At 67.8% G+C, this 26305-nt stretch carries 16 protein-coding genes; 9 read left to right on the plus strand and 7 right to left on the minus strand.

Features of this window, described 5'->3' with window-relative positions:
- Nucleotides 1–84: 84 nt before the first annotated feature.
- The 4 genes from ACWKSV_RS01215 to ACWKSV_RS01230 are packed head-to-tail and all read left to right on the plus strand — an operon-like array spanning nucleotide 85 to nucleotide 6510.
- Nucleotides 85–1176: an efflux RND transporter periplasmic adaptor subunit gene (locus tag ACWKSV_RS01215; protein ID WP_483666831.1), complete on the plus strand. Its 1092-nt coding sequence runs from the start codon at nucleotides 85–87 to the stop codon at nucleotides 1174–1176.
- Between the two features lie 3 nt (nucleotides 1177–1179).
- A complete protein-coding gene (locus tag ACWKSV_RS01220; RefSeq protein ID WP_191864831.1) occupies nucleotides 1180–4221 on the plus strand; it encodes an efflux RND transporter permease subunit in 3042 nt (1013 codons plus the stop codon).
- Nucleotides 4214–5638: an efflux transporter outer membrane subunit gene (locus ACWKSV_RS01225; RefSeq protein ID WP_076715566.1), complete on the plus strand. Its 1425-nt coding sequence runs from the start codon at nucleotides 4214–4216 to the stop codon at nucleotides 5636–5638. The genes ACWKSV_RS01220 and ACWKSV_RS01225 overlap by 8 nt, the downstream gene beginning before the upstream one ends.
- 17 nt (nucleotides 5639–5655) lie before the next feature.
- A complete protein-coding gene (locus ACWKSV_RS01230) occupies nucleotides 5656–6510 on the plus strand; it encodes a MipA/OmpV family protein (protein ID WP_076715567.1) in 855 nt (284 codons plus the stop codon).
- Nucleotides 6511–6541: 31 nt separating this feature from the next.
- Here the strand turns inward: ACWKSV_RS01230 and ACWKSV_RS01235 are convergent, their stop codons facing one another.
- The 6 genes from ACWKSV_RS01235 to ACWKSV_RS01260 all read right to left on the minus strand — a co-directional run bounded on the left by ACWKSV_RS01235 (nucleotide 6542) and on the right by ACWKSV_RS01260 (nucleotide 14007).
- Complete coding sequence (locus ACWKSV_RS01235; protein ID WP_076715569.1) at nucleotides 6542–8674, minus strand: TonB-dependent siderophore receptor; 2133 nt, start codon at nucleotides 8672–8674, stop codon at nucleotides 6542–6544.
- Between the two features lie 89 nt (nucleotides 8675–8763).
- Nucleotides 8764–9420 (minus strand): alpha/beta fold hydrolase, encoded by a 657-nt coding sequence (locus tag ACWKSV_RS01240; protein WP_076715571.1) that lies wholly within the window; start codon nucleotides 9418–9420, stop codon nucleotides 8764–8766.
- A gap of 36 nt (nucleotides 9421–9456) precedes the next feature.
- Nucleotides 9457–10101: a YjbE family putative metal transport protein gene (locus ACWKSV_RS01245; protein WP_076715572.1), complete on the minus strand. Its 645-nt coding sequence runs from the start codon at nucleotides 10099–10101 to the stop codon at nucleotides 9457–9459.
- 4 nt (nucleotides 10102–10105) lie between these two features.
- Entirely contained in the window at nucleotides 10106–11407 is a 1302-nt protein-coding gene (locus ACWKSV_RS01250) for a CitMHS family transporter (protein WP_056439777.1), read from the minus strand.
- A gap of 33 nt (nucleotides 11408–11440) precedes the next feature.
- Nucleotides 11441–12934 carry an OprO/OprP family phosphate-selective porin gene (locus ACWKSV_RS01255; RefSeq protein ID WP_483666832.1) on the minus strand — a complete coding sequence of 498 codons (1494 nt, stop codon included), beginning with the start codon at nucleotides 12932–12934 and terminating at the stop codon, nucleotides 11441–11443.
- A complete protein-coding gene (locus ACWKSV_RS01260; RefSeq protein WP_076715575.1) occupies nucleotides 12931–14007 on the minus strand; it encodes an ABC transporter substrate-binding protein in 1077 nt (358 codons plus the stop codon). The genes ACWKSV_RS01255 and ACWKSV_RS01260 overlap by 4 nt, the downstream gene beginning before the upstream one ends.
- A 100-nt stretch (nucleotides 14008–14107) precedes the next feature.
- Here ACWKSV_RS01260 and ACWKSV_RS01265 point away from each other — a divergent pair, with 100 nt between their 5' ends.
- Both ACWKSV_RS01265 and ACWKSV_RS01270 read left to right on the plus strand, forming a co-directional pair.
- Nucleotides 14108–14773: a response regulator gene (locus ACWKSV_RS01265; RefSeq protein WP_076715577.1), complete on the plus strand. Its 666-nt coding sequence runs from the start codon at nucleotides 14108–14110 to the stop codon at nucleotides 14771–14773.
- Complete coding sequence (locus ACWKSV_RS01270) at nucleotides 14763–16157, plus strand: sensor histidine kinase (protein WP_076715578.1); 1395 nt, start codon at nucleotides 14763–14765, stop codon at nucleotides 16155–16157. The genes ACWKSV_RS01265 and ACWKSV_RS01270 overlap by 11 nt, the downstream gene beginning before the upstream one ends.
- A 64-nt stretch (nucleotides 16158–16221) precedes the next feature.
- Here ACWKSV_RS01270 and katG read toward each other — a convergent pair whose 3' ends face one another.
- Nucleotides 16222–18453, minus strand: coding sequence for a catalase/peroxidase HPI (gene katG, locus ACWKSV_RS01275; RefSeq protein WP_443026384.1), 2232 nt, complete (start codon nucleotides 18451–18453; stop codon nucleotides 16222–16224).
- A 349-nt stretch (nucleotides 18454–18802) separates the two neighbouring features.
- Between katG and ACWKSV_RS01280 the strand changes: the two genes are divergently transcribed.
- The 3 genes from ACWKSV_RS01280 to galA all read left to right on the plus strand — a co-directional run bounded on the left by ACWKSV_RS01280 (nucleotide 18803) and on the right by galA (nucleotide 26294).
- Nucleotides 18803–20488 carry an alpha-L-fucosidase gene (locus ACWKSV_RS01280; RefSeq protein WP_076715581.1) on the plus strand — a complete coding sequence of 562 codons (1686 nt, stop codon included), beginning with the start codon at nucleotides 18803–18805 and terminating at the stop codon, nucleotides 20486–20488.
- Nucleotides 20489–20616: 128 nt separating this feature from the next.
- Nucleotides 20617–23412: a glycosyl hydrolase 115 family protein gene (locus ACWKSV_RS01285; protein ID WP_076715583.1), complete on the plus strand. Its 2796-nt coding sequence runs from the start codon at nucleotides 20617–20619 to the stop codon at nucleotides 23410–23412.
- On the plus strand, nucleotides 23409–26294 hold the full coding sequence (gene galA, locus ACWKSV_RS01290) for a beta-galactosidase GalA (protein ID WP_172839642.1): 2886 nt from the start codon (nucleotides 23409–23411) through the stop codon (nucleotides 26292–26294). Before ACWKSV_RS01285 ends, galA begins: the two co-directional genes overlap by 4 nt.
- The last annotated feature ends 11 nt before the right edge of the window (nucleotides 26295–26305 follow it).

Below are 26305 nucleotides of genomic sequence, written 5' to 3' on the forward strand. Positions count from 1 at the left end.
ATCGATCGGTCGAAATCGGAAATAGGGGAGGCGCGGGGCGCATCCCCCCCCATGGCGCGCCCATTCCGATTTTTGGGGGCCGTCATGCCGTTTCCTCGCCGCCGTCACCTCTTTGCTATCCTGTCGCCCGTGTGCGCGCTGGGCATGACCCTGACCGCCTGCTCGTCGCCGCCGCCGCGTCAGCCCGATCGCAACGTGGCGATCGTCGATATCGTCCCCGTCCACGCCGCAGGCGGCACGCTCCGCCAGTTCAGCGGCGTCGTGCGTCCCTATCGCGAGACGATGCTGGCGTTCAAACGGCCCGGACGTTTGCTGACACTGACCGCTCAGGTCGGCGACACGGTGCGCGCCGGACAGGTGCTGGGTCGCCTGGGCAAGGCAGAGGCCAATGCCGGGGCGGCACAGGCCGAGGCCGAGCTGGCCGCCGCAACGGCCGATGCACGGGCGGCGCAAGATGCGGCTGACCGTTCGCGCGGGCTGGATGGGGTCGGCGCGTTGTCGAGTGCCGAGGTCCGCCAGCGGGCCCTGACGGCCCGTGCCGCCGAGGCCAAGGTCGCCGCCGCCGCCGCTGCGGTCCGGCGCAGTCGCGACATGCTGTCCGACGCCGTGCTGGTCGCGCCGCAGGACGGGATCGTCACCGCAAGGCTGGCCGAACCGGGCAGCGTCATCGATGCGGGTGGCCCCGTGCTGAAGCTGGCGAGCGGCCCGCCCGAGGTCGAAATCCACGCACCCGCCGCTCTTTCCCTGCCGTCGGGCATGCTGGCCGATGTTCGTATGTCCGACCGGGGCACGGCGCTCACCGCCCGTCTGCGCCTCGTCTCGCCGGAAGGGGACCCAGCCTCGCATCTGCGCAATGCCCGTTTCGTTTTGAACGGAACGGGATCATCGCCGCCCTATAACAGCATGGTCACGCTCATGCTGCGCACGGCCATGCCGGACCAGCCCATCCGCGTTCCCCTGTCCGCCATCGCCGAACGGGGCGACCGACCTTATGTCTGGACGCTTCAGGCCGACAGCCGCATCCGGCGCCAGCCGGTGCGGATCGCTACATGGCTCGGGCAGGATGCGCTGGTCACGGGTTTGCGCGACGGCCAGTCGATCGTCGCCACCGCCGCCGACACGCTGGTCGATGGGCAGAGTGTCGTCGATGCCGGTATCGAGCCGGGATTCCATTGATCCATGGACCGCTTCAACCTGTCCCGATGGGCCATCCGTCACCCCGCGCTGGTCGGTTTCCTGATCGCGCTGCTTTTCGTCGCGGGGGCGGCGCAGTTCCTGGCGCTGGGTCGCAACGAGGATCCCGGCTTCACCCTGAAGGAGATGATCGTCTCCGCTCGTTGGGACGGGGCCAGTCCGGCGCAGATGCAGGCCCAGATCGCCGATCCGGTCGAACGCACGCTGCGCGGCATCGACCATCTAGACTATCTCCAGACCTATTGCCTGGAAGGCGCCTGCGTCATCACCGTCGAACTGAAGGATGCCGCGCCCCCCGGTGAGGTCAAGGATGTGTGGCAGCAGGTCCGGCGCAAGCTGACGGACATCGCGCCCGCGCTGCCTAGCGGTGCGTCGCTGGCGGCGAGCGAGGACAATGCCGATGTCTATGGTTACGTCTTCGCCCTGACCGGCGCGGACAATGCCCGGCTGGTCCAGTTGGCGGAGCAGGCGCGCGATGCGATGTTGCGCGTGCCCGGCGCGGGCAAGGCCGAGATCATCGGCGAACTGCCCCAGCGCCTGTTCGTCGATGTCGATCCCCGGCGGTTGGCCGGCATGGGCCTGTCGGCCGGTCGTCTCGCCCAGGCATTGGCACAGCGTCAGGCCATCGGTCCGGCGGGTGGGGTACAGGCCGCGATGCAGACACCGATCCGGCTGGACGGCGAGGTCGATGAGGTTCGCGATCTGGAAGGCGCGTCGATCCCCACGTCGGCGGGTGTGGTCCGACTGGGCGACGTGGCGACGGTCGCGCGTGGTTATGCCGATCCGCCCGAGGCGGTGGTGCGGCATGACGGCCGGTCGGCGGTCATCCTCGCGGTGTCGATGCGGCCGGGCGCGGACGGGCTGGGCTTCGGCAAGGCGATCCGCGCGGCGGCCGACCAGGTGCGGCGCACATTGCCCGCCGGTGCGCGTCTGACCCAGATCGAGGATCAGAGCGCCAACATCCGCGAGGCGGTGAACACCTTCCTCGTCAAGTTCTTCTGCGCATTGACCGTGGTGCTCGTCGTAGCCTTCGTCACGCTCGGCTGGCGGACCGGGATCGTCGTCGCGCTGTCGGTGCCGCTGACCCTGGCCATCGTCGCGCTGTATATGGGGGTCGCGGGGATCGGGCTGGAGCGGATCTCGCTCGGTGCGCTGATCCTGTCGCTGGGCTTGCTGGTCGACGATGCGATCATCAGCGTCGAGGCGATGGTGGTCCAGATGGAGCAGGGCGTCGACCGGCATGAGGCCGCGGCCTATGCCTGGACGCACACCGCATTTCCCATGCTGACCGGCACGTTGATTACCGTCGTCGGGTTCCTGCCGGTCGGTCTCGCCCAGTCGACGACCAGCGAATATGCGGGCGGGATTTTCTGGGTGACGGGATCGGCGCTGTTGGTCAGCTGGATCGTCGCGGTGGTCTTCACCCCGTTCCTGGGCGTCAAGCTGTTGCCGGACATGGCGCGGAGCCATGGCCATGACGCCGGGCCGTCCCGGCTCTACCGGCAGCTTCGCACCGCCATCGACTGGGCGCTGGGCCGCGCCTGGCTGGTCGTCGGCATCACGATCACGCTGCTGGCGGCGGGCCTGCTGGGCGCCACCCTCGTGCGGCAGCAATTCTTTCCCTATTCCGACCGGCCCGAGGTGATGGTCGACCTCGCCATGCGACCGGGCAGCTCGATCGAGGCGACCGCAGCCGCAGCGAAGCGGCTCGAACGGCTGCTGCACGGCGATCCGCGCATCCGCAGCATGGACAGTTTCGTCGGTCGCGGCGCGCCGCGCTTCTACCTGCCCTATGGTCCGGCCTTGCCCAATTCGGCGACCGCGACGGTGATGCTGGTGACCCGCGATCTGGCGGCGCGTGACGCCCTGATCGAAAAGCTGGAGCACATGTCCGGCATTCCGGGCGCCAGCCTGCATGTGCGTCGCCTGTCGCTGGGGCCTAGCCTGGGCTCGCCGGTGCAATATCGGGTGACGGGGAAGGATCCGGCGCGCCTGCGCGCGATCGCGGAGCGGATCGCCGCCGTGCTGCGCGGCATTCCAGCGACGACGGCGGTGCAGATCAACTGGGGTATCGCCGCGCCCGTCGCGCGCTACCGGATCGATCCGGCGCGGGCGGCGGCCCTGGGGGTGGACCGGGCACAGGTGGCGAGCGATCTGGCCGCCACTCTGTCGGGTGCGCCCGGTGGCACGGTCCTGCGCGGGACGAAGCAGATCGGCATCGTCGTGCGCGGGCGGGCCGAGGATCGCCACGATCTGGGCGGCCTGATCGACATGCCCGTCTCGACGTCACACGGCATGGTGCCGCTGGGCGAGGTGGCCACTTTGTCGCCAGCTACCGAGCAGCCGATCGTCTGGACGCGCAATGCCGCACGGACCATGACGGTGCAGGCCGACATGATCGGCGACGTCCAGGCGTCCGAGATCGTCGATGCTGCCGCGCCCCGCATCGATGCGATCCGCGCCGCGCTGCCGCCCGGATATGGCGTGGAGGATGGCGGCGATGGCGAATTGTCGGCCGATGCCAACCGGGCGATCTATCACCTGTTGCCGGTGACGATCGGGATCATGCTCGTGCTGCTGATGATCCAGTTGCAGAGCCTGTCCCGAACATTGCTCGTGCTGGCAACCGCGCCGCTGGGTGTCATCGGCGCGGTGACGGCGCTGCTGCTGACCGGCGCGCCGTTCGGTTTCGTCGCGCTGTTGGGGCTGATCGCGCTGGCGGGGATGATCATGCGCAACACCATCATCCTCGTCGACCAAGTCGAGGCGCACCGGGCCGAGGGGATGGCGGTACGCGCCGCCGTCACGGAAGCGACGGTCGGCCGTGCCCGCCCGGTGGTGTTGACCGCATTGGCCGCCGTGCTCGCCTTCATCCCCCTGTGCTTCAACATCTTCTGGGGACCGATGGCGATCGTGATGATCGGCGGCCTGATCGGCGCGACGATCCTGACGCTGGTCGCACTGCCCGCCTTCTATCTGTTGCTGTTCGGGCGCGAGGACGCCGCCAAGGAGACCGCGCATGATTGATCGTCATATCGTCGGTGCGGGCTTGCTGGCGTTGCTGCTGGGCGGCTGTACGGTCGGTCCGGATTTCCATCCGCCCGTCGCCGACCTGCCTGCACGGTGGCAGGGCAGTGTCCAGGCGTCGGCTCCACCGAACCAGGACTGGTGGCGCGGCTTCGGCGATCCGGTGCTCGACCGGCTGGAAGCCCAGGCGCTGGCGGCCAATCTCGATCTGCATATCGCCGAGGAGCGGCTGGTCGCGGCCCGGATCGCCCGCGACGCCAGGCACGCCGACAGCCTGCCGCAGGTCGGCGGGCAGCTCGGCTATAGCCGCAACCGCATCGGTACCGCCGGGCTGGCCGGCGTGCTTGCGCCCCTGTTGGGCCAGTCACCGGAGGCCGCCGACGCCGCCATTCCCAAGGCCTATGCCTTCGATCTCTACCAGAGCGACATCAGCATGAGCTGGGCGATCGACCTGTGGGGCAAGAACCGGCGCGAGACCGAGGCGGCCACCGCCGGGATCGCGCAGGCGGAGGCCGCCATGCGGGGCGCGCGCTTATCGGTCGAGGCGGCGGTCGCACAGACCTATTGGCAATGGCGCGGGCTGGTCGAGGAACGTCGCCTTGCCCTTCGGGACCAGGCCCTCGGCCAACGCACGCTCGCCATCGCCGCCGCGCTCCAGGCGCGCGGGCTGGCCACAGGCATCGATGTCCGCGCGGTGGAACAGGAGCAGCGGGCGCGACAGGATGCGCTGCTTATGCTCGACGCCGATATCGCCAATGCCGCTCGTGCGCTGGCGGTGCTGGTCGGCGGCAATCCCGATGCGCCGCCGATCGAGGCCGCCGAGCGACCCGCCATGCCTTTACTGGCCGAACCCGCGCCGGGTCTGCCCAGCGATCTCGCCCGGCGACGCCCGGATATTCTGGCCGCCGAAGCCGCGCTTCATGCCGCCACCGCGGCGATCGGGGCGGGGCAGGCGGACTTCTATCCCAGCCTCAACCTGTCCGGCCTGTTTGGCATCGACGTCCTGAACCTGGCCGATTTCGGTTGGGATGCACGCACCACCAGTGCCGGTCCGGTGCTGTCCATTCCGATCTTTGCGGGTGGGCGACTGCAACGCCAATTGTCGCTTCGCCGCTCGGAAGAGCGGAGCGCCGCGCTCGCCTATCAAAAGACGGTGCGGGACGCCTGGCGCGAGGTGGACGATGCGCTGACCAATATCCGTGCGCTCGACCGACGGCGCGCCCTGGCAAAGGCGGGCAGTCTTGCCCGGATGCAGACGGTAACGGCGATCGATGCCCGGTATCGGCGCGGCGATATCGCCGCGACTCCGCTGATCGAGGCACAGGCCGCGCAGGTCGCCGCCGAACGGGCGCTTCTGCGCCAGACCATCGCGGGCGCGCTGGCCCGTATCCAGCTATACGTCGCCCTGGGCGGCTGATCGAAAAGGACGATCCTATGTTGAAACGCCATATGGCCGCCGCCATGGCATGGTCGGTCGCGAGCCTGTTTCCCGCGCACGCCATGGCCCAGTCCCACCAGGATACCGATCCTCTCGACCGTGACATCGTCGCGGTCGGTGCGGGGCTGGCGGTCGTTCCCGATTATGAGGGCGCGAACCATTACAGCCCGGTCGTCGCGCCTGCCGCGATCGGATCGGTCGAGGGTCACAGCTTCGTCGTTGCCGGTAACCAGGCCAGCCTCAACCTGCTCCGCGACCGATCGGGGCCGGTCTGGGAAGTGCAGACGGGGCCAGTCGCCCTGATCAATTTCAACCGCGCCACCGTCGGCGGCACCCACGATCCCCGCGTCCGGGCGCTGGGGGCCTTGGGCCTCGCGGTCGAACTGGGCGGCTATGTCGGTGTTCAGAAGACGGGCGTGCTGACCAGCCCCTATGACAGGCTGACCATCACGGTCTCTTATCGGCATGATGTCACCGGCGTGCATGACGCAGGGCTTTGGCAGCCTGGCGTCACCTATTTTACGCCGCTATCGCTCCATGCGGCGGTGGCGATCACCGCATCGGCCGACATTGCCGAAGATCGCTATGCGCGGACCTATTACAGCGTCTCACCCGCCGCCAGCAGCCGAAGCGGCCTCGCCGCCTATGATGCAAGAGGAGGGCTGAAGAACTGGACCATCGGCCTGATCGGCGTGCGCACGGTGCGCGGCAATCTTCTGCACGGCGTCCAACTCGTCGCGCTCGGCACCTTCGGAAGGATGACGGGCAGTATCGGCAACAGCCCGATCGTCGCGGAGGCGGGGTCTCGCGGTCAATGGCTGGGGGCGCTGGGGCTCGCCTACAGCTTCTAGTCGGTCGTCGGTCGACCCGACCGGAGCTCGATCAGAACCGAAACCGCAATTCCGCCAGCAGGGTCCGTGGTTCGCCCGGGAAGCTGCCGCTTTGCAGCGAGAAGCCGGAGGCGGCATAGCGCTTGTCGAACAGGTTATCGACGCGCAGCATCAGCTCCATGATGCCCAGCGACTTGGTGATCGAGGCATCGAAGATCGTATAGGGCTGCACCGCCTGGCCAGAGAGGCTGATCCGGCTCGACAGATATTCGCCGCCAAAGCCGATCGCGGTGCCGATCGGCGCGATCTGGTAACGCGTCCAGAAGCCGAGCTGGTGCTGCGGCGCATTGGCGAAGCGGTTGCCGACCGCGTTGGTCAGCGACTGGCCCGGAACGGTGCCGGTGATCCGGGTGTCGTTATAGCCGTAATTGGCCATCAGCACCCAGTCGGGCGTGATGTCGGTCGCCAGATCGATCTCGAACCCCTTGCTCGTCACCTGGCCGATCGGGCGGAGCTGGTCCTGCCCGTTGATGGGGGCCAGGCTGGGGTCGACCTGAAGCATGTTGCGGCGGACGATCCGATAGACGGCCGCATTGGCCTGAAGCCGCCCGCCCATCAGCACCGACTTGACGCCGCCTTCGACCTGCCCGCCCGTGACCGGGGCGAAGGGGCCGCCCGCATCGGGATTCTGGCTGGCCGGGCTCTGCGGCTCGAAACTGCCCGACCAACTGGCGTAAAGCGACACGTCCTTGCGCGGCTTGGCGATCGCCCCGGCGCGATAGGTGAAGCGGCCATCGCTGTAGGAGTCGTTTGTGGGCGGCCCGCCGCGGCGACGGTTGGTCGCCACGGTGTCGTCAAATCGGTCGTAACGGACCCCACCGACCAGCAGCAGCGCGTCGGTGACGGTGACCTGGTCTTGCAGATAGGCACCCGTACGCCGGCTGCGCGTGTTCGACGTCTCGAAGGGCAGGGCGGCAGCGCGAGCCACGTCGCGGCCGGTCATGGTATAGACCGGCTTGCTGAGGCTCAGTGGTGTCACGCCCGAACGCAGGATGCGCGAGTTGAGGATGCTGGTCTCGTCATACCAGTCGGCGCCCGCCTGGAATTTGTGGACCATGCCGAACAGCGGCACCTTGGCGGTGGCGTTGGCCATGAAGGACAGACCGTCGACGTCGCGGATCTGGTCGCGGAACTCGCGCGCGATCAGGTCGGAACTGCCGCTCACGAAACCGCGTGCCTCGTGATATTGCTGCGTTTCCATCGCCTTGAAGTAGCGCGCGCCCGCGTCGAAGGTGATCGCGTCACCGATGTCAGTGACGTAGCGTGCCTGATAGGCTTGCGACTTCAAATGGAGGAAGTCGGTGGGTTCGTTGGCGTTCCAGCGGATATCGCCCAGGAAATTGCCGTCATTGTCGACCGGCACGCCGCGCAGCCGATTGCCGCGCAGGAAGTTGTCGTAAACCGTGGCCTGCACGGTCAGCTTGCCGCCCTGGTTGGTGCGGAAGGACAGGCCGCCATCGCCGATCAGCGACTTGTTCTTCGTGTTGTAGCGGAAGGGCGTCATCGCCTCATAGAAGCCGCCGAGCCGATAGGTGACGACGCCGTTCGCATCGACCTTGCCCGTCGCCTCGGACGAGATGCCCGCGCGACCGTAATTGCCCAGCGTGGCGACCGTGCGCAACGCGCTGACCTCGTTGGGCGTCTTCGAGACATAGTTGATGATGCCGCCGGGCGAACCGGGGCCGAAGAACAGGCCCGCCGGTCCCTTCAGCACCTCGACCCGGCTGACGGTGAACAACTGCGGCACCGAAAAGCCGATAAAGGGATTGCCGCGCTGACCGTCATAAAAGGACTGGTCCTGCCGAAAGCCGCGAAAGGTGATGCCCGCATAGCTGAAGGCGCTGACGCCCGAGATGTTGCGATAGATATCGGTCGCGTCGCGCGCGCCCTGATCGGTGAACAGCTCCTCATTGATGACCTGAAGGGCCTGCGGAATATTCAGCGGGTCTTCGGCCGTCTTGCCGACAGTCGTCGTATCGACACGGTAGAGATGCTGCGCCCGCCCGGTCACGACGATGTCCTCGCCGGGCGGAGGGATGTCTCCGATGGGGTCCGTCGTGGCCGCCATGGCGGGCGCACAGACCAGCAAGGCGGCCAGGCTGGCCGCACCGTTCAAGACATTCATGGCTCAACCCCCTTATCGCTATCGACTCGCAGTAACGTCTATAGCTTGGGGGTGCAACCATGGTTTGCGGCGGCGCAGCGAAGTGCTGGTCAGCCTTGCAACCAGTCGCGCAGCAACATGGTCACCTCGCCGGGGCGCTCGATCGGGGCCAGATGGCCGCAATTGCGGATTTCATGAAAGCGCGCATCCGTGATGCGATCGGCCAATTCGCGCGCATCGGCGGGCAGGCAGATGCGGTCGCGATCGCCGACCGCGACCAGTGTCGGCACCCGGACTGCCGCGATGGCCGGGCCGATATCGGGCCGGGCGAGCAGGGCGCGCTGCTGCCGCTCGAACACCGCCGTACCGACGCGCTCGGCCATGGCCTGCACCGGGCCGCTGACGATCGGGGTGAGGGCCGGGTCGGCATGCGGTGCGGTGGCGAGCAGGCCCTGATCGGCGACGGTGCGGGGACGCATCTGCATCGAGGCGCGAGTACCGAACAGCGCCACCCGCTGCACCCGCTCGGGGGCCTGCCGGATGATCTCCAGCGCGACATAGCCGCCCAGGCTGACTCCCGCGACCGTGAAGCGTGGCGGGGCATGTGCCAGCACACGCGCCGCCATCGCCTCCAGCGTGTCGTCGACGGTCAGGTCGCCCAGCATCGGATGGGTGATGTCGCTGAGGTCGACGACCTGCCGAGCCCAAAGCTGGCCGTCGCATCCCATGGCGGGCAAGAGCACGAGGGGCGGCGCGTTGCGGATCATGGCTATGTCTCCCAAAAATGAGGTCGCGTGGAGGCGTCAGGCGAAAAGGGTCAGGAGGCCGCGTGACGGGTCGGTCAGCCCTTCCCAGATCATCTTGCCTGCGACCCACAGGATGACGAGCAGTCCGACATAGGCGAGCCAGCGATAGCGCTCGATCACGCGGGCCAGGACATTGGCGGCGAGGCCCATCAGCGCGACCGACAGGATCAGGCCGATGGCAAGGATGCCGGGATGATCGCGCGCCGCGCCCGCGACCGCCAGAACATTGTCGAGGCTCATCGAGATGTCGGCGACCGCCACTGCCCAGGCGGCGGCCCAGAAACGACGCGGGGCCTGTTCGGTCAGGGGATCGTCTTCCCCCGCACCGCGCAGCTCGCGCCACATCTTCCAGGCGACCCAGACCAGCAGCAACCCGCCCGCCAGCACCAGCCCGACGATCTGGAGCAGCTGCGTCACCACCAGCGCGAAACCGATACGCAGGACGAGCGCGGCAATGACCCCGACCAGGATCACCTTGCGCCGCATCGCCGGGGGCAGCCCGGCCGCCAGCGCGCCGACGACGATGGCGTTGTCGGCGGCCAGCAACGCGTCGATCATGACGACCTGGGCAAAGGCGGCGAGCGCGGCCGGAGAGCCGATCGCGGCAAAGTCGGCGACGATATGCTGCCAGAGCGTTGCCATCGGATCAGCCCACCAGCGGGAAGGCGAGCACCGCCATCCCGACCAGCGTCATCACCACGCACACCACGGCGGCCGGAACCAGCGTGAAGCGCTGGTGATCGGCGAGGTCGATGCCCGCCAGGCTGACCAGCAGATAGGTCGACGGCACCAGCGGGCTGAGCAGATGGACCGGCTGGCCCATCAGCGAGGCACGCGCGATCGCCATCGGCGACACGCCGTAATGCGCGCCCGCCTCCGCCAGGATCGGGAGCATTCCGAAATAGAAGGCATCGTTGGAGATGAAGAAGGTGAAGGGCAGGCTGAGCAGCGCAGTGATCGGCGCCATATAGGGCCCCAGGACCGGCGGGATGAAGCCGACGACTTCCTTGCTCATCGCCTCGACCATGCCGGTGCCCGACAGGATGCCGGTGAAGATACCGGCGGCGAAGATCAGCGAGACGACCGACAGGACGTTACCGGCATGGGCGGCAATCCGCTCCTTCTGCTCGGCGACCTGCGGATAGTTGACGATCATGGCGATGGCGAAGGCCAGCATCATCAGCACCGACAGCGGCAGGATGCCCGATACCAGCCCCGCGATCAGCGTCAGGGTCAGCGCGCCGTTGAACCAGCGCAGATGCGGGCGGCGCGCCTCGGGGAATTGTGACACGGCCATGCCGGTGAAGGCGGTCGGCTCGTTCGACTTCACATGGCCGATGCGGCGACGCTCCTTGCGGCCGAACCAGATCGCCAGGCCGATCAGGAAGGCGAGGCCCGCGATCATGCCGGGGATCAGCGGCAGGAACAGCGTCGCGGGATCGAGCTTCAGCGCGCTGGCGGCGCGGGCGGTCGGACCGCCCCAAGGCGTCAGGTTCATGATGCCGCTGGTGCTCATGAGCAAACAGCATAGGTATAGCCGGTTCATATCGTACCGCTTGTAGAGCGGCAGCAGCGCGGCGATGGTGATGATGTAGGTGGTCGATCCGTCGCCATCCAGGCTGACGATCGCGCACAGCACCACCGTGCCGATCAGGATCGCCATCGGATCGCCGTGCACGACCCGCAGCAGCCGGTTGACCAAAGGATCGAACAGCCCGGTATCGGTCATGATCGAGAAGAACAGGATCGCGAACAGCAGCATCACGCCGGTCGGCGCCAGGTTCTTGATGCCGTCGATCATCATGTCGCCCAGGCCCGAGGCGAAACCGGCGATCAGCGCGAAGGCGGTGGGCACGACGATCAGCGCGACCAGCGGGGTCATCCGCTTCGTCATGATGAGCGTCATGAAGGTGGCGACCATCAGGAAGCCAAGCAGGGCAAGATCCATCGAAGGATGCTCCGTGAGAGGAGAAAGGGGTGTTTAGAAGGTGACGGCGATGCGGGTGCCGATCGTCTCGCCGCTGTCGGGGCCGGTATAGGTCCCTGCGCGATTGTCAGTGTCCCAATGGACCCAGTTGAACTGGAGCCGGGTGAAGCTGTTGAGATACCAGTTCACGCCCGCCGTCGCGGCCCAGCCGCGCCCGCCGGTCAACAGGCTGGTATAGTCGAGATTTTCGTAGCGTGCGGTCAGCTCGATCGCGCCCGGTCCGCCCTCGAAGATCGGCTTCAGGACGCGCGGCTGGCCGAAGCTGCCGAGGCGGGGGTTATAGGGGGGCAGGTCGCCGGTGACGAACCAGCCGCCCGACAGGCTCCATGCCTTGCTGAGGAAGTCGGGGCGTCCGCCGGTCAGGCGCGCGCGGCGCTCGCCCGCTTCCGCCATGACCCAGACCGGGCCGACATAGCCGCCCAGCTCCGCGCCGTAACCGGTGGTGCTGCGCCCGCCCAGCAGCGCGCCGGTCGACACGCGCAGCGCGCCGTTGAAGCGGCCGCCGATCACCGTATTGCGGGTCAGCGTGGTCGCGTTGGCGGACAACGCCTCGTCGAAGCCCCAGAGGCCGACATGCAGGACCGAATGGTCGCTCTTGATCGGGTTCCAGTGTGCGCGGCCCAGCACCGTGCGGCTGTCATTGCCGCCCTGGTTGCCATCGATCCGGTCGCCGGTGAGCGTCAGCGAGGCGTGGCCGGTCTTCCAGAACAGGCGCGGCATGATGCCGACGCCATAGAAGCCGCGTTGTGGGATGATCGCGGTGGAGACGACGGTGCGCTCCATGAACGGCGTCGAGTCCGATCCCGTCGAACCCTCGAACCCGCGATCGTTGAACAGATGCCCGGCGCGCAGGTCGTAATCCAGGCCCGGCCGGATGCGGTTGCGCCAGCCGATAAAGGCGGTGACGATATCGACTTCGTTTTCCGAGAAGTCGGATTCGAACTGGTAGAAGAAATGGGTTCCGACCCCGCCTTCCAGACCCAGGCGCAGCGCGCGCATGCCGGTCGTCGTGATGTTGCGCCCGTCATAGGCCGATCCGAAGGTCGAGCTGACATCGGTCAGGATGCGGCCGCGCGGCTTGAAGGTATAGATACCGTCCGCCGAGTGGAAGACGGGCAGGCCCGCACCCCATTCGGTGGTGACCCCCGCCGCATTGGCCTGCCGCGCCTGCGCGACGTCGCGTTCGGCGGGGCCGGGGGGCACCAGCTGCGGCGCGAAGGGGCGGGTGACGGTATCGCGGCCGATCGTGTCGGTTTGCGCCAGTTGCGGCGCAGGCGGGGTGGTCGGGGCAGGGGCCGTGGCGGCAACCGGAGCGGGCGCGGCGGTCGTCCCCTCCAGCCGGTCGAGCCGGGCGCGCAAGGTCGCGATCTCGGCGGCCTGCTGGCGGAGCAGTGCAGCGAGGTCGTCGTTGGTCGGCGTCTGGGCGAGCGCGGGGGTGGCGGCCAACAGGGCGACCAGCGCGGTGGCGGTTCGGATCGGGGTCATCATTTGGGGGCCTCTTGAGCAAGAGTGGCGCGCCAGTCGGCCAGGAAGCGGCGGCGCTTGATCGTGTCGAGATTGACGAGAAGCTGTGGGCCGACCCGGATCGGGCGCTGCTGTTCGGCGGACAGGCGGGGTGCGCGGACATCGCCGCGCACCGGGAGCAGCCATTGGCGGGCGAGCAGCGTCTGCCCGGTGCGCGACAGCAGGAAGTCCAGGAACAGCCGCGCCGCCGCCGGATGCCGGGCATCGCGGGCAATGAAGGCGACGCGCGAGGCGACGATCGTATAGTCGCGCGGGAAGACCACCCGGATGTTCGGGTCGCGCATCGCACGGGTCAGCGCATAGGGGCCGACGACATTGTACGCGATGGCGATCCGCCCCGCCGACACCGCGTCCAGCATCGGCTCGGTGGTGCGCGACAGCATCGGCCGGGTCGCCGCGATCGCCTGCACCAGCGAGCGGGTGTCGCGGGTGATCGCATGATCCTCGGTCAGATAGAGATAACCGACATTGGACCGGGCGGGATCATAGGTGGCGACCTTGCCCATCAGCTGGGCGCGACGGGTGCGGAGCAGTTGTTCGAACGCCTCGTGCGTCCGCGGCACCTGTCTGGCGGGGATCAGGCGGCGGTTGACGACGAAGGCGACCGGCTCGGCAGTGACGCCGTACCCCATATTCTTCCAGACCGCCGTGGCGGGGAGTGCGGGCTTTTCGGGGCTGAGATAGGCTTGCGCATAGCCGTCGTTGATCAGCTTGGCCTGGAGGTCCATCGCCGACGACCAGACGACATCGGCCCCTGGTGCCTTGCCCCGTGCTTCCGCGACGACGCGGTCGTAGATGATGCTCGATTCCAGATCGTCATAGCGCACCTGGACGCCGGGATAGGTGCGGCGAAAGGCCGCGATCAGCGGCTGCATCGCGGCGGTGTCGGCATTGCCATAGATGCGCACCAAACGCTCGCCGCGCGCATTGGCGACCAGCGCGTCATAGGAGCGGGGATAACCGGTCGGGCGCTGCGCATCGGCGCGAGCGGGCGCGACGGCACCCAGCATCAGCATCGATAGAATTACCATTCGCATCGTTCAGGTCCTCTCGCTTCCCGCCTCTGAGTTCGGGTAAGCGCAATGCCATGGATAATCCCGGCAAGCTGTCATCCGCCTTTCACGGAAAGGCTGCGTCATGCGGATTCTGATCGTCGAGGATGATGCGGCGCTGGCACGCGGAATCGTCGCGCTGCTCCGCGCGGCGGGACATGCGGTCGATCATGTCGCGGCCGGCGAGGATGCGCTGATGGTCGCGGCGGACGAGGCCTATGCGCTGGTCGTCCTGGATGTTGGGCTGCCGGATATCGACGGTTTTTCGGTGCTCCAGACGCTACGGCGGCAGGGCAACCGGGTGCCGGTAATGATGCTGACCGCGCGCGATGCGCTGGACGACCGGGTGCGCGGGCTGGACCTGGGCGCGGACGATTATCTGCGCAAGCCCTTCGCGCCGGAGGAACTGGAGGCGCGCATCCGGGCACTGGGGCGGCGGCGCGGCGGCGATCCGACGCCCGAACTGGTCGTCGGGGCGCTGGTTCTCGACCGGTCGCGCGGCGCGGCGCGAGTGGGGGAGCGGCCGCTCGACCTACGTCGCCGCGAATGGGCGGTGCTCGACGCGCTGGCGACCCGCGCGGGGCAGATCGTGCCGCGCGAGACGCTGCAATCCGAGGTGTTCGGTTATGACGAGCCGGTCGGGCCCAATGCGATCGAGGTGAACATCACCCGGCTGCGCGGCAAGCTGTCCCCCGACGGCCCGGCGATCCGCACCGTGCGCGGGGTCGGCTATATGCTCGATGCCCATTAAGCCGTCGCGCGGGCGTGCCGTAGCGCTGCGCACCCGGCTGCTTGCCGCGATGCTGGCGCCGATGCTGGCGATCGCGGTGCTGCTGGGACTGGCGGGGGCGACGCTGATCGCCGATGTGGTCCGCCGCACCAACGACCGCGTGCTCGGCGGCGCGCTGGGCGCGGTGGCCGAGACGGTGCAGGTGGAGCGCGGCGAGGTGACGCTGGACCTGCCCGCCGCCGCCTTCGGCATGCTGGAGAATAGCGAGCGCGACAATGTCTATTACCGGATCGCGGTGGGCGGGCGTCTGCTGACCGGCTATGCCGACCTGTCCGCGCCGAACATCGCCGAACTGGCGCTCGACACGCCGCGCTTCCGCTTCGCGCGCTACCGCGACCAGGATATCCGTATCGCCGAGGTGCGCCGCGCGCTGCCGCGCATCGACGCGCCGGTGATCGTGCAGGTCGCCGAGACGCTGGACGGTCGCCGCGCGCTGCAACGGCGGTTGGTGATCGCGCTGGTGCTGGGCGAGTTGCTGCTGGTGGGTGTGGCCATGCTGCTGATCCGCCCGGCACTCGCCTGGAGCCTGCGGCCGCTGGCGGGGCTGCGCGGGGCGGTGGCGGCGCGGGACACGCGGGCGACGCCGGACCTGTCGCCGCTCGACACCGGGCCGCTACCGGTCGAGCTTCGCCCGCTGGCCGATGCGTTCAACCATCTGCTCGCCCGGCTGGACAGCGCGACCGCCGGAATGCGGCGTTTTACCGCCGATGCCTCGCACCAGATGCGCACGCCGCTGGCCGTGTTGAAGGTGCAGGTGGCGCTGGCGCGGCGCGGCAGCCCGGCGGCGCTGGGCGAGATCGCCGACGCCGCCGACCGGCTGGAACATCTGGTGAAGCAGTTGCTGGCCCTGGCGCGCGCCGAGGAGGCGGGCGTCGCGCCGCCGCGCGAACGGGTCGACCTGCGCGAAGTGGCGGTCGCGGTCATCAACCGCCGTATCGCGCAAGCAATCGAGGCGGGGGTGGAAATCCATCTCGACGCGCCCGCCGACATCGCGATCGCCAGCCACCGCACCTTGCTGTTCGAAATCCTGTCCAACCTGCTCGACAATGCGATCCGCTATAATCGGCGCGGCGGTCAGGTGATACTGACGGTGTCGGACGAAGCGGGGCAGGGGGTCAGGATCGACGTGGCCGATGACGGCCCGGGTCTGCCCGATGCGGAACTGACCCGGCTGGGCGAGCGCTTTACCCGCCTGTCGACCGCACGCGACAGCGAGGGCAGCGGGCTGGGCCTCGCCATCGTCCGCTCGGCCGCGTCACGCCTCGATGCGGCAGTGGAGATCGTGAATACCCGGCCCGGCCTGCGCGTCACCTTGCGCATGGGTGCTGCGGTCGGACCGCGATGACATTTCGATAGTCAGGGAGAGCCCCTCCCCTGAAGGGGAGGGGAGCATCTCATGTCATTCCGCTTCAGAAGCGATCCGCGTCCATGACCTTCGTCCAGGAGGCGACGAAGTCGTTCACGAACTTCTCCTTGGCGTCGTCGGCGGCATAGACTTCCGCCACGGCGCGCAGTTCGGAGTTCGATCCGAAGATCAGGTCGACCGGCGTCGCGGTCCAGCGGGCAGCGCCCGTTGCGCGGTCCTTGCCCTCGTACAGGCCCGGCGTCGCCGACTTGGTCCACACCGTGTCCATGCTCAGCAGGTTGACGAAGAAGTCGTTGCTCAGCGTTCCCGGACGGGCCGTCAGCACGCCGTTCTTAGACCCGCCGCTATTGGCAGCCAGCGCGCGCATCCCGCCGACCAGCACGGTCATTTCCGGCACGGTCAGGTCCAGCGAGTCCGCCTTGTCGACCAGTGCCTCTGGCGCGCTGACCTCTGCCTTGGGCCCGTAATAGTTGCGGAAGCCATCGGCGACCGGTTCCAGATGGGCAAAGGACACGGGGTCGGTCTGCGCCTGGGTGGCGTCGACGCGGCCGGGCTTGAACGGCACGCTGACCGTCATGCCCCCGGCCCGCGCGGCCTGCTCGACCGCCGCATTGCCGCCCAGCACGATCAGGTCGGCCATCGACACCTGCCGTCCGCTACGGGCGAAGTCCTTCTGGATCGCGGTCAGCCTGGCCAGCACCGTCTTCAGCTCGGCCGGATCGTTGACCGCCCAGCCCTGTTGCGGGTCCAGGCGCAGGCGCGCGCCGTTCGCCCCGCCGCGCATATCGGTGCTGCGGAAGGTCGAGGCGGAGGCCCAGGCGGTGCGGATCAACGCCGGACCCGACAGGCCCGATGCCAGGACCATCGCCTTCAGCCGGGCCTGATCCTCCATACCGATCGGTGCGAAGCTGGCGGCGGGCAGGACGTCCTGCCAGACATAGGACTCGGTCGGCACGTCCTTGCCCAGATAGCGCGCACGCGGGCCGAGGTCGCGATGGGTCAGCTTGAACCACGCGCGCGCAAAGGCCTGGGCGAACAGGTCGGGATTCTTCTGCCAGCTCTCCAGGATCTTGCGGAAGGCGGGATCGTCCTTCAGCGCCATGTCGGTGGTGAACATGATCGGCGCGTGGCGCACCCCCGGCAGATGCGCGTCGGGCACCAGCTGCGCCGCCGCCGGATCGGTCGGAATCCACTGGGTGGCGCCCGCCGGGCTCTTGGTCTTCACCCAGTCATAGTTGAGCAGATTGTCGATATATTGGGTGGTGAACTGTGTGGGCGTCGCCGACCAGGCGCCTTCCAGGCCCGAAGTGATCGTGTCCTGGGCATTGCCCTTGCCGCACCTGTTGGCCCAGCCCAGGCCCTGCTGCTCGATGGCGCCCGCGGTCGGCTCGGCGCCGAGGCACGGCTTTTGGGCATGCGCGCCATGCGCCTTGCCGAAGGTGTGACCGCCCGCGATCAGTGCCAGCGTCTCCTCGTCGTTCATCGCCATGTTGCCGAAGGCGCGGCGGATATCGGCGGCGGCACCGATCGGATCGTGATTGCCGTTCGGTCCTTCCGGGTTGACGTAGATGAGGCCCATGGTGGTCGCCGCCAGCGGACGCTTCAGCGTGCCGTCCGCCTTGGTTCGCTCGGTGCCCATCATCTTGGTCTCGGGGCCCCAGTAGACGACGTCCGGCTGCCACGCATCGACACGACCACCGGCAAAGCCGACCGTCTTGAAGCCCATATCCTCCAGCGCGACATTGCCGCTCAGCACCATCAGGTCGCCCCAGCTGAGCTTGCGGCCATATTTCTGCTTGATCGGCCAGACCAGACGGCGGGCCTTGTCCAGGCTGACATTGTCCGGCCAGCTGTTCAGCGGGTCGAAGCGCTGCTCGCCACCGTCCGAACCGCCGCGCCCGTCACCGGCGCGATAGGTGCCCGCGCTGTGCCAGGCCATGCGGATGAAGAAGGGGCCGTAATTGCCATAGTCGGACGGCCACCAGGGCTGCGACGTGTGCAGGACGCGGCGGATGTCGGCCTTGACCGCCTCCAGGTCCAGGCTGTTGAACTCCTTCACATAGTCATAGTCCGCACCGTAGGGATTGGCACGGGTGTCCTCATGCTGGCGCAGCGCCGTCAGGTCGAGGCGGCTGGGCCACCAGTCGCGGTTCGTCATGCCGCCGGGGCGGGCGACGACCGGCGCGGGCGGATTCTGCGTCACGGTCTTGGCGGCGGTCGGCGCCTTGGGCTGGGGGCGGTCGGTCTGCTGGGGCGCGCTGGTCAGCGCGGCCATCATCGCGATCAGGGAAACGGGTGCAATCGGCATGGGGGCCCCTTTGGTCTGTTATTCGTGTTGCGGGGCGCGATTAGAAAACCGGGTCTCGATGGCAAAGCGAGTTAACCCGATTACAGTCATCGATTGCATGGTGCGGTGCAGTAGCGTTGAATGCGCGACGGGATTACGAGCGCCCCCCTATTATGGCCCCTGCGACACGCCTTGCAAACTCCGACAAATGTGAATTATGATCGCGCTTATAACATAATGCTTTCACAGAAGAGAGTGATGCGGGTGACGTAACCCGAGCGGACGGACTTGAAAGTGCCGGTGCGAGCGACCGAATCGATGGCAGGGAGAGCGAGGGATGAAGGCGAACAGACGCGAGATGATCGGGGGCGCGGTCGCGGCGGCGGCACTGGCGCCCGCAGCGGCCTCGGCAGTGCCGACGGCGCCGCAGGCCATGGGAGCGGGGCGTGCCCTGAAGGTGCCGCCGCCCTCGCGCTTCACGCCGGACTGGGCGTCGCTGACCGCCGGCTACAGCGTGCCCGACTGGTTCCGCGACGCCAAGTTCGGCATGTGGGCGCACTGGACCGCGCAGTGCGTGCCCGAACAGGGCGACTGGTATGCCCGCGAGATGTATCTGCCCGGCAGCCGCGCCTATAACCATCACCTGAAGACCTATGGCCATCCGGCCGATGTCGGCTTCATGGAGATCCAGAACAGGTGGAAGGCGGACCGTTGGGACCCCGGCCGCTTGCTCGACCTCTATAAAAAGGCAGGCGCGAAATACTTCATGGCGCTGGCCAACCATCACGACAATCTCGACGCCTATGATTCCAAATATCATGCATGGAATACGACGCGGGTGGGACCGCGCCGGGACATCGTCGGCGAATGGGCGAAGGGCGCGCGTGCGCGGGGCCTGCGCTTCGCCGTGTCGAACCACTCGGCCCATGCCTGGCACTGGAACCAGCCCGCTTATGGCTATGACCCGACCGGTCCGCGCGCGGGCGAACGCTATGACGCCTATAAGCTGACCGCCGCGCAAGGGCGCGGGCAATGGTGGGAAGGGCTCGACCCACAGCAGCTTTATACCGGCCGCCACATGCCGATGCCCGATGGCATCCGTAGCGAGGCGGAGGCCAATGCCTGGCACGAGGCGACCGACCGCCTGTGGAACGAGGGGGTTCCGGCAGGCTCGAACTTCGCGCCCAACTGGCTGCTCCGCGCCAAGGATCTGGTCCGGAAATACCGGCCGGACATGGTCTATTTCGACAATTTCGACCTGCCGCTCGAGCAATATGGCCTAGATTTCACATCCTGGTTCTACAACCAGTCGATGCAGTGGAATGGCGGCCGCCTGGAAGCCGTCGTCACCAGCAAGATGACGCCGCCGCAGCGGCGCACGGGCATCGTCGACGATGTCGAGCGTGGCGGCAAGAATTACATCGAGCGCTTTCCGTGGCAGACCGACACCTGCATCGGCAACTGGCATTATGATATCGAGACCTATCGGAACGACGGCTACAAGTCGGCGGCGACGGTCATCCACACCTTGTGCGACGTGGTGTCGAAGAACGGCAATCTGATGCTGTCGGTGCCGATGCGCGGTGACGGGACGATCGACGACAAGGAAGAGAGGATCGTCAACGATATCGCCGAATGGATGGGCCGTTATGGTGAGGCGATCTATGCCAGCCGCCCCTGGAAGCTGAATGGGGAAGGCCCGACGCGCGGCAATTCGGGCAATTTCTCCGAAGGCGGTCCCAAGTCCGCCTATACCGCGCGCGACGTGCGATATGTGACGCGCAACGGCAATCTCCATGCGCTGGTGATGGGCTGGCCCGAGGACAATATCGCGCGCATGACCCTGTTGGCGCAGGGCAACCCGACCATGCCGGGCCAGATCCAGCGGGTGACGTTGCAGGGCGACAATAGTCCGCTGCCGTTCAAGCGCACTGCCGAGGCACTGGAAGTCACGCTGCCACTGGGCGCGCGGCATGAGATCGGCATCCCGCTGATCATTTCGGGCAAGGGCGTCACCGCCTGATGACGGGAGGGGCCGTTTCGCACGGCCCCTTTCCGTGGCCTTTAAGCGGCCTCTAATTGGTCAGGCAAATGAGCTTTACAGCTTGAGCCGCCGGGTTAGACTGATCCGATAACCATGGGGGTGGGCGGATGAAGCGGGCGGGGATCACGGTCATGGGCGCAGGCCTGGCATCGTTGCTGGGCCTCGCCATGCCTGCCCACGCCGCCGAGTTTGACTTCACGCGGGCGAGCCTGTTGGCGGCACCGGACGGTGAGGGGACGACCCGTATCGCTGCCGAGCTTCTGGCCCGCGATCTGACTGGGCTGGGCGGGCGGCCTGGCGCGATCGTCGAGGATGTGGCGACCTGCGCCCCGATGTGCATCGTGATCGGAACGACGGCTTCGCCGATCGTCCAACGGCTGGCGGCGGAGGGCGGGGTCGATCTGTCGCCGATCAAGGGTGGCTGGGAACGCTATGTCCGCGCCGGGGTCCGCGTGGCGGGGCGGCGCTATCTGCTGATTGCCGGATCGGACGCGCGCGGCGCCGCTTATGGCGTGACCGACCTTTCCCGCGCGCTGGGCGTGTCGCCTTGGGAATGGTGGGCGGACGTCACCCCGCGGCGTCGTAACCGGATCGCCATCGATGACGCCGCCTTCGTCTCCCGCGAGCCGTCGGTGAAGTATCGCGGCATCTTCCTGAACGACGAGGATTGGGGACTGGAGCCCTGGGCGGCCAAGACCTTCGATCCGCAAAAGGGCAATATCGGCCCCAAGACCTATCAGCGCGTTTTCGAGCTGATGTGGCGGTTGAAGGCCAACACGTTATGGCCCGCGATGCACTCGATCTCGACACCCTTTTTTGGCGATCCGGGCAATGCACCGCTCGCGAAACGCTATGCGATCGTCATCGGCAGTTCCCATGCCGAGCCGATGCTCCGCAACAATCTGCGCGAATGGGACGAGGGCCAGCGCGGCGGCTTCGACTTCACCAGGCGGCCTCAGGCGATCCTCGATTACTGGCGCGAGCGGGTGGGCGAGACCAAGGGGCAGGAGGCGTTCTACACGGTCGGCCTGCGCGGCCTGCATGACGGGCCGATGCAGGGCGTGACGACCACGGCCGCGCGGCGCAGCATTCTGGAGGACGTGGTCGGGCGGCAGCGTGGGCTTCTGGCCGACACGCTGGGCAAACCGGCGGCGCAGGTTCCGCAACTCTATGTGGCGTACCATGAATTGCAGGAGGCCTATGATGCCGGGCTGACCCTGCCGGGCGACGTCACGCTGATGTGGACCGACGACAATTACGGCTATCTGCGACGGCTCAGCACGCCCGAGGAGCAGAAACGGCCGGGCGGGGCGGGGGTCTATTATCACCTGTCCTATTGGGGGCGGCCGCATGACTATTTGTGGCTGGGCACGACGCATCCCGCGCTGATCCGCGAGGAGATGGGGCGCGCCTGGGCGACCGACGCGCGGCGCATCTGGGTGGTCAATGTCGGCGACATCAAGCCGATCGAATATCTCTCGCAATATTTCCTCGACCTGGCCTTCGATGCAAAGCTGCTGGACCAATCGCCGCGCGAGCATCTGCGCCGCTTCATGGCCGAGCAGTTCGGCGAGGCGGAGGCGGGCGATATCGCCGATGTGATGATGCGCTTCTATGACTTGGTCTGGCCGCGCAAGCCCGAGTTCATGGGTTTCGGCCAGACCGAATGGGTCACGCCCAACCGGCCCAGCGCCTATGTGCAGTCGGATGGCGAGGAAGCACAGGCGCGGGTCGCGGCGTATCGCACGCTTGCGGCGCAGGCCGAGGCGATCGGCGCGCGTATCGCGAAGGATCGGCAGGACGCCTTTTACGAGCTGGTCCTCTATCCGGTGCGCGGCGCGGCGGGGCTGAACACGCGCATCCTGTCGCTCGACCTGGCCGAGCTGTACGCGCGCGATCAACGCGCCAGCGCCAATGCCTATGTCGCGTGGGCCAAGGCGGCGCATGCCGGGCTGGTCGCGGACACGGTGCGCTATAATGCGTTGGCCGGGGGCAAGTGGCGGGAGATGATGGACATGGCGCCGCGCCGCCTGCCCGTCTTTGCCGAGCCGATGTGGCCGAGCTGGCGACCCTCCACGCAGAAGGGCTGCGCCAGCGGGCATTGGGGCGCATGGATCGGCGATGAGAATGTCCTGACCTTTACCCGTGGCGTTCCAGCCGAGCGACCCGTGACCCTGTATCAGCATCAGCCGCAGGCGACTTCCTGGGCCGTAAGCGACATGCCGGCGGGCCTGTCCTTGTCGCAAGGCAAGGGCGAGTTGAACGAGCGCGGCGGGTATGAGCAGCGGTTGACGCTCCGCTATGACGGCAAGGGCGCGGTTGGGCCGGTGACACTGCGCTGCGGCGAGCAGCCGGTGGTCGTCCATGCAACCACGCTCGCCCCGCCCAAGGCAGAGCCGGGCACGGCGATCGAGGATGAACGCCGCGTCACCATGCCTGCGCTCGCGGCGCGCTATGGTGGAGATTGGGAAGCGATCCCCGACTTCGGCAGCCAGCATGGCGCGTTGCGGGCGAAGCTGACCCTGCCGACGCGCGGCTCGGCGGCGCAGGGGACGCCCGCGACATGGCGCTTCGCGACCATGACCGAGGCCGGGGCCACCCTGCGCGTCGTCGCGCTGCCGACCCATCCCCGCGACCCCGCACACGGCTTGCGCGCCGCCGTCCGGCTGGACGATGGCGAGTGGCAGATGGTCGATTTCGCGACCGCGGGGCGCAGCGATGAGTGGCGGCAGAATGTCCTGACCAACACCGCCGTCGTAACCCTGCCGCTCAAGAGCTTTGTCGCCGGGCATCACCGGGTGGCGATCGTGCCGCTCGATCCCGGACTGACCCTCGATCGTGTCGAGCTGGTGCTCGATGGCGCCCGCCCGCTTTACGCGCCCCTCCCGGAGACTGCCCGATGACCGTGACCCGCCGCACCCTGCTCGCCAGCGGGCTGGCCGCGCCTGCGCTGGGCACGCCTGCTCTGGCGGCGAACACCCGGCTCGACCTCGACAGCGGCGATGCGCCTGCGCCCTTCGACGCGATGCCCGAACCGCCATTCGTGTCCGACCCGGGGCTGCTCCGGCTCGATAGCGGCTGGCTGTTCCACAAGGGCGACATCGCGGTGCCGCCGATCCTGGGGCATGAGGAAAGCTACCAGAATGCCAAGGCCGGGATCGCGCAGGGGGCGGCGGCGGTCAGCTATGACGACAGCGACTGGCGCAGCGTCGAGCTGCCGCATGACTGGGCGATGGAGGAAGTGGTCGATCCCAAGGCCAATGTCGCGCAAGGATACCGGCGGCGTGGGATCGGCTGGTATCGCCGCACGCTGAAATTGCCCAGCGAATGGCGCGGCCGCTATCTGGAGGTGCAGCTGGGCGCGGCGGCGACCAATGCCAGGGTCTGGTTCAACGGCGTGCTCGTGGCGCACAGCTTCAGCGGCTATACCGCCATCCTGATCGACATCACCCCCTATGCCCGGTTCGGCGAGGAGGTGAACACGCTCGCCGTCCGCGTCGATGCTGAGACGATGGAGGGCTGGTGGTATGAGGGCGCGGGGCTCTATCGCCACAACTGGCTGGCGGTGCGGGACGGGGTGAGCATCGTCACCGATGGCCTGCACGCCGATCCGCGTCGCGAGGGTACGGGCTGGACGGTGCCGGTCGCGCTGACCGTCTCCAACATTCAGAAGACGGCGGCGACCGTGCGGGCCGAGGCGGTGCTGATCGATCCGGCGGGCCGCACCATCGGCCGGGCGGAGACGGACGTGACCGTCGATCCGCTCAAGACCGCCGAGGCGAAGGTCACGATCCCGGTTACGTCGCCGCAACTCTGGTCGGTCGACCGGCCGACCCTTTACCGGGTGGAGACGCGGCTGCTGCGCGACGGCAAGCCCATCGACGCCCGCGCCACCCGGATCGGTTTTCGCGAGATCCGCTTCGATGCAGGCACCGGCTTCTACCTCAACGGCGTGGCGACCAAGATCAAGGGCGTCTGCGTCCATCAGGACCATGCCGGGGTCGGCGTCGCCATGCCCGATGTGATGTGGGAGTGGCGCATCCGGCGGCTGAAGGCGATGGGCTGCAACGCGCTGCGCTGCTCGCACCATGCGCCCGCGCCCGAACTGCTCGATGCCTGCGACCGGCTGGGGATGCTGGTCATGGACGAGAACCGGAACTTCAACCCCAGCCCCGACTATCTGCGCCAGCTGGAGTGGCTGGTCCGCCGCGACCGCAATCACCCTAGCGTCTTCCTCTGGTCGGTCTTCAACGAGGAACCGATGCAGGGCACCGAGCAGGGCTATGAGATGGTCCGCCGCATGGCCGAGGCGGTGAAGGAACTCGATACCTCGCGCCCCGTCACGGCGGCGATGAACGACGGGATGTTTTCCCCGCTCAATGTCTCGGATGCGGTGGATGTGATGGGCTTCAACTACCAGCATCGGCGCTATGACAGCTTCCATGCGGCGCATCCGACCAAGCCGATGACCAGTTCGGAGGATACCAGCGCGTTCATGACTCGCGGCGTGTGGAAGACCGACATGGCGGCGCATGAAGTGAGTTCCTACGACACCGACGCCGCCGAATGGGGCCTGACCCATCACGAAAGCTGGCGGATGATCGACACGCGGCCCTTCGTCGCGGGGACGTTCGTGTGGACGGGCTTCGACTATCATGGCGAGCCGACGCCGTTCGAATGGCCGACGACCAGCAGCGTATTCGGCATCATGGATCTGTGCGGTTTCGCCAAGATGGCCTTCCATCTGCGCCGCGCACAATGGGTGGACGATGCGCCCGCCCTCGCCATCGCGCCGCACTGGACCTGGCCGGGGCGCGAGGGGCAGGCGATCCGGGTGCTGGCGCTGACCAATGCCGAGACGGTCGAGCTGCGCCTGAACGGAAAGAGCCTGGGGGTAAAGACGGTCGACCGGTTGGCGATGCCCGAATGGCAGGTGCCCTATAGCCCCGGACGGCTTGAGGCGGTCGGCTACCGCGCCGGGCGCGAGGTGTCGCGGACGTCGGTCGAAACGGCGGGGCAGCCGGTCGCGTTGAAGCTGGTCGCGGATCGTGGCGGGATGCTGGGCACGGGCAGCGACGTCCAGCCCTTCACCGTGATGGCGGTCGATGCGCGCGGGCGGGTGGTGCCGGACGCGGATGCCCCGGTGAGCTTCCGGGTGACGCGGGGTGTGGTCATCGGGGTCGGCAATGGCGATCCCAACGATCATGACTCGGAAGTCGTGCCCGCGCGTCGCCTCTTCCACGGGCTGGCCCAGGCGCTGGTCCGGGCCGAGGCGGGGGCGGGGACGCTGACGGTCGAGGCGACCGCGCCGGGCTTGAAACCCGCGCGGGCCACGGTGCGGGTGATCGCCGCCGAGCCTCTGCCCGCACTGCCTGCGACGCGTCCCGTCGCGATGCTGACCGACTGGAAGCGGAGCGACTTCACCGCGACCCGGCCCGATCCGTTGCGGCGTTATGCGGGCAACGACATGAACAGCCTGGTCTATGCGCGGCCCGGACGGCTGGAGGGGCCGGGCGAGGGCGTGTGGTCGACCTATCGCACCAGCTTCAAGCCGCGCCGCCGGGTCGCGGAGCAGGGCGGCGCGGTGGTCTTCGCCGAGGTCGTCGGCCGCGCGGAGGCATGGGTGGACGGAGTGAAGCGGGCGGAGAAGACGGACTTTGCGGGCGCGCCGCTGATGGTGCCGTTCCCGGCCGGGGCGGCCGAGCGGCAGGTCGTGCTGGTCGTGGAGGCGGCGCCCGGCAGGGCGTCCGGCTTGGGGCGGACGATTTCGGTTCGCGAGCGGTGACCCGAGGGCGC

Source organism: Sphingomonas sp. SphC10, from assembly GCF_057004845.1.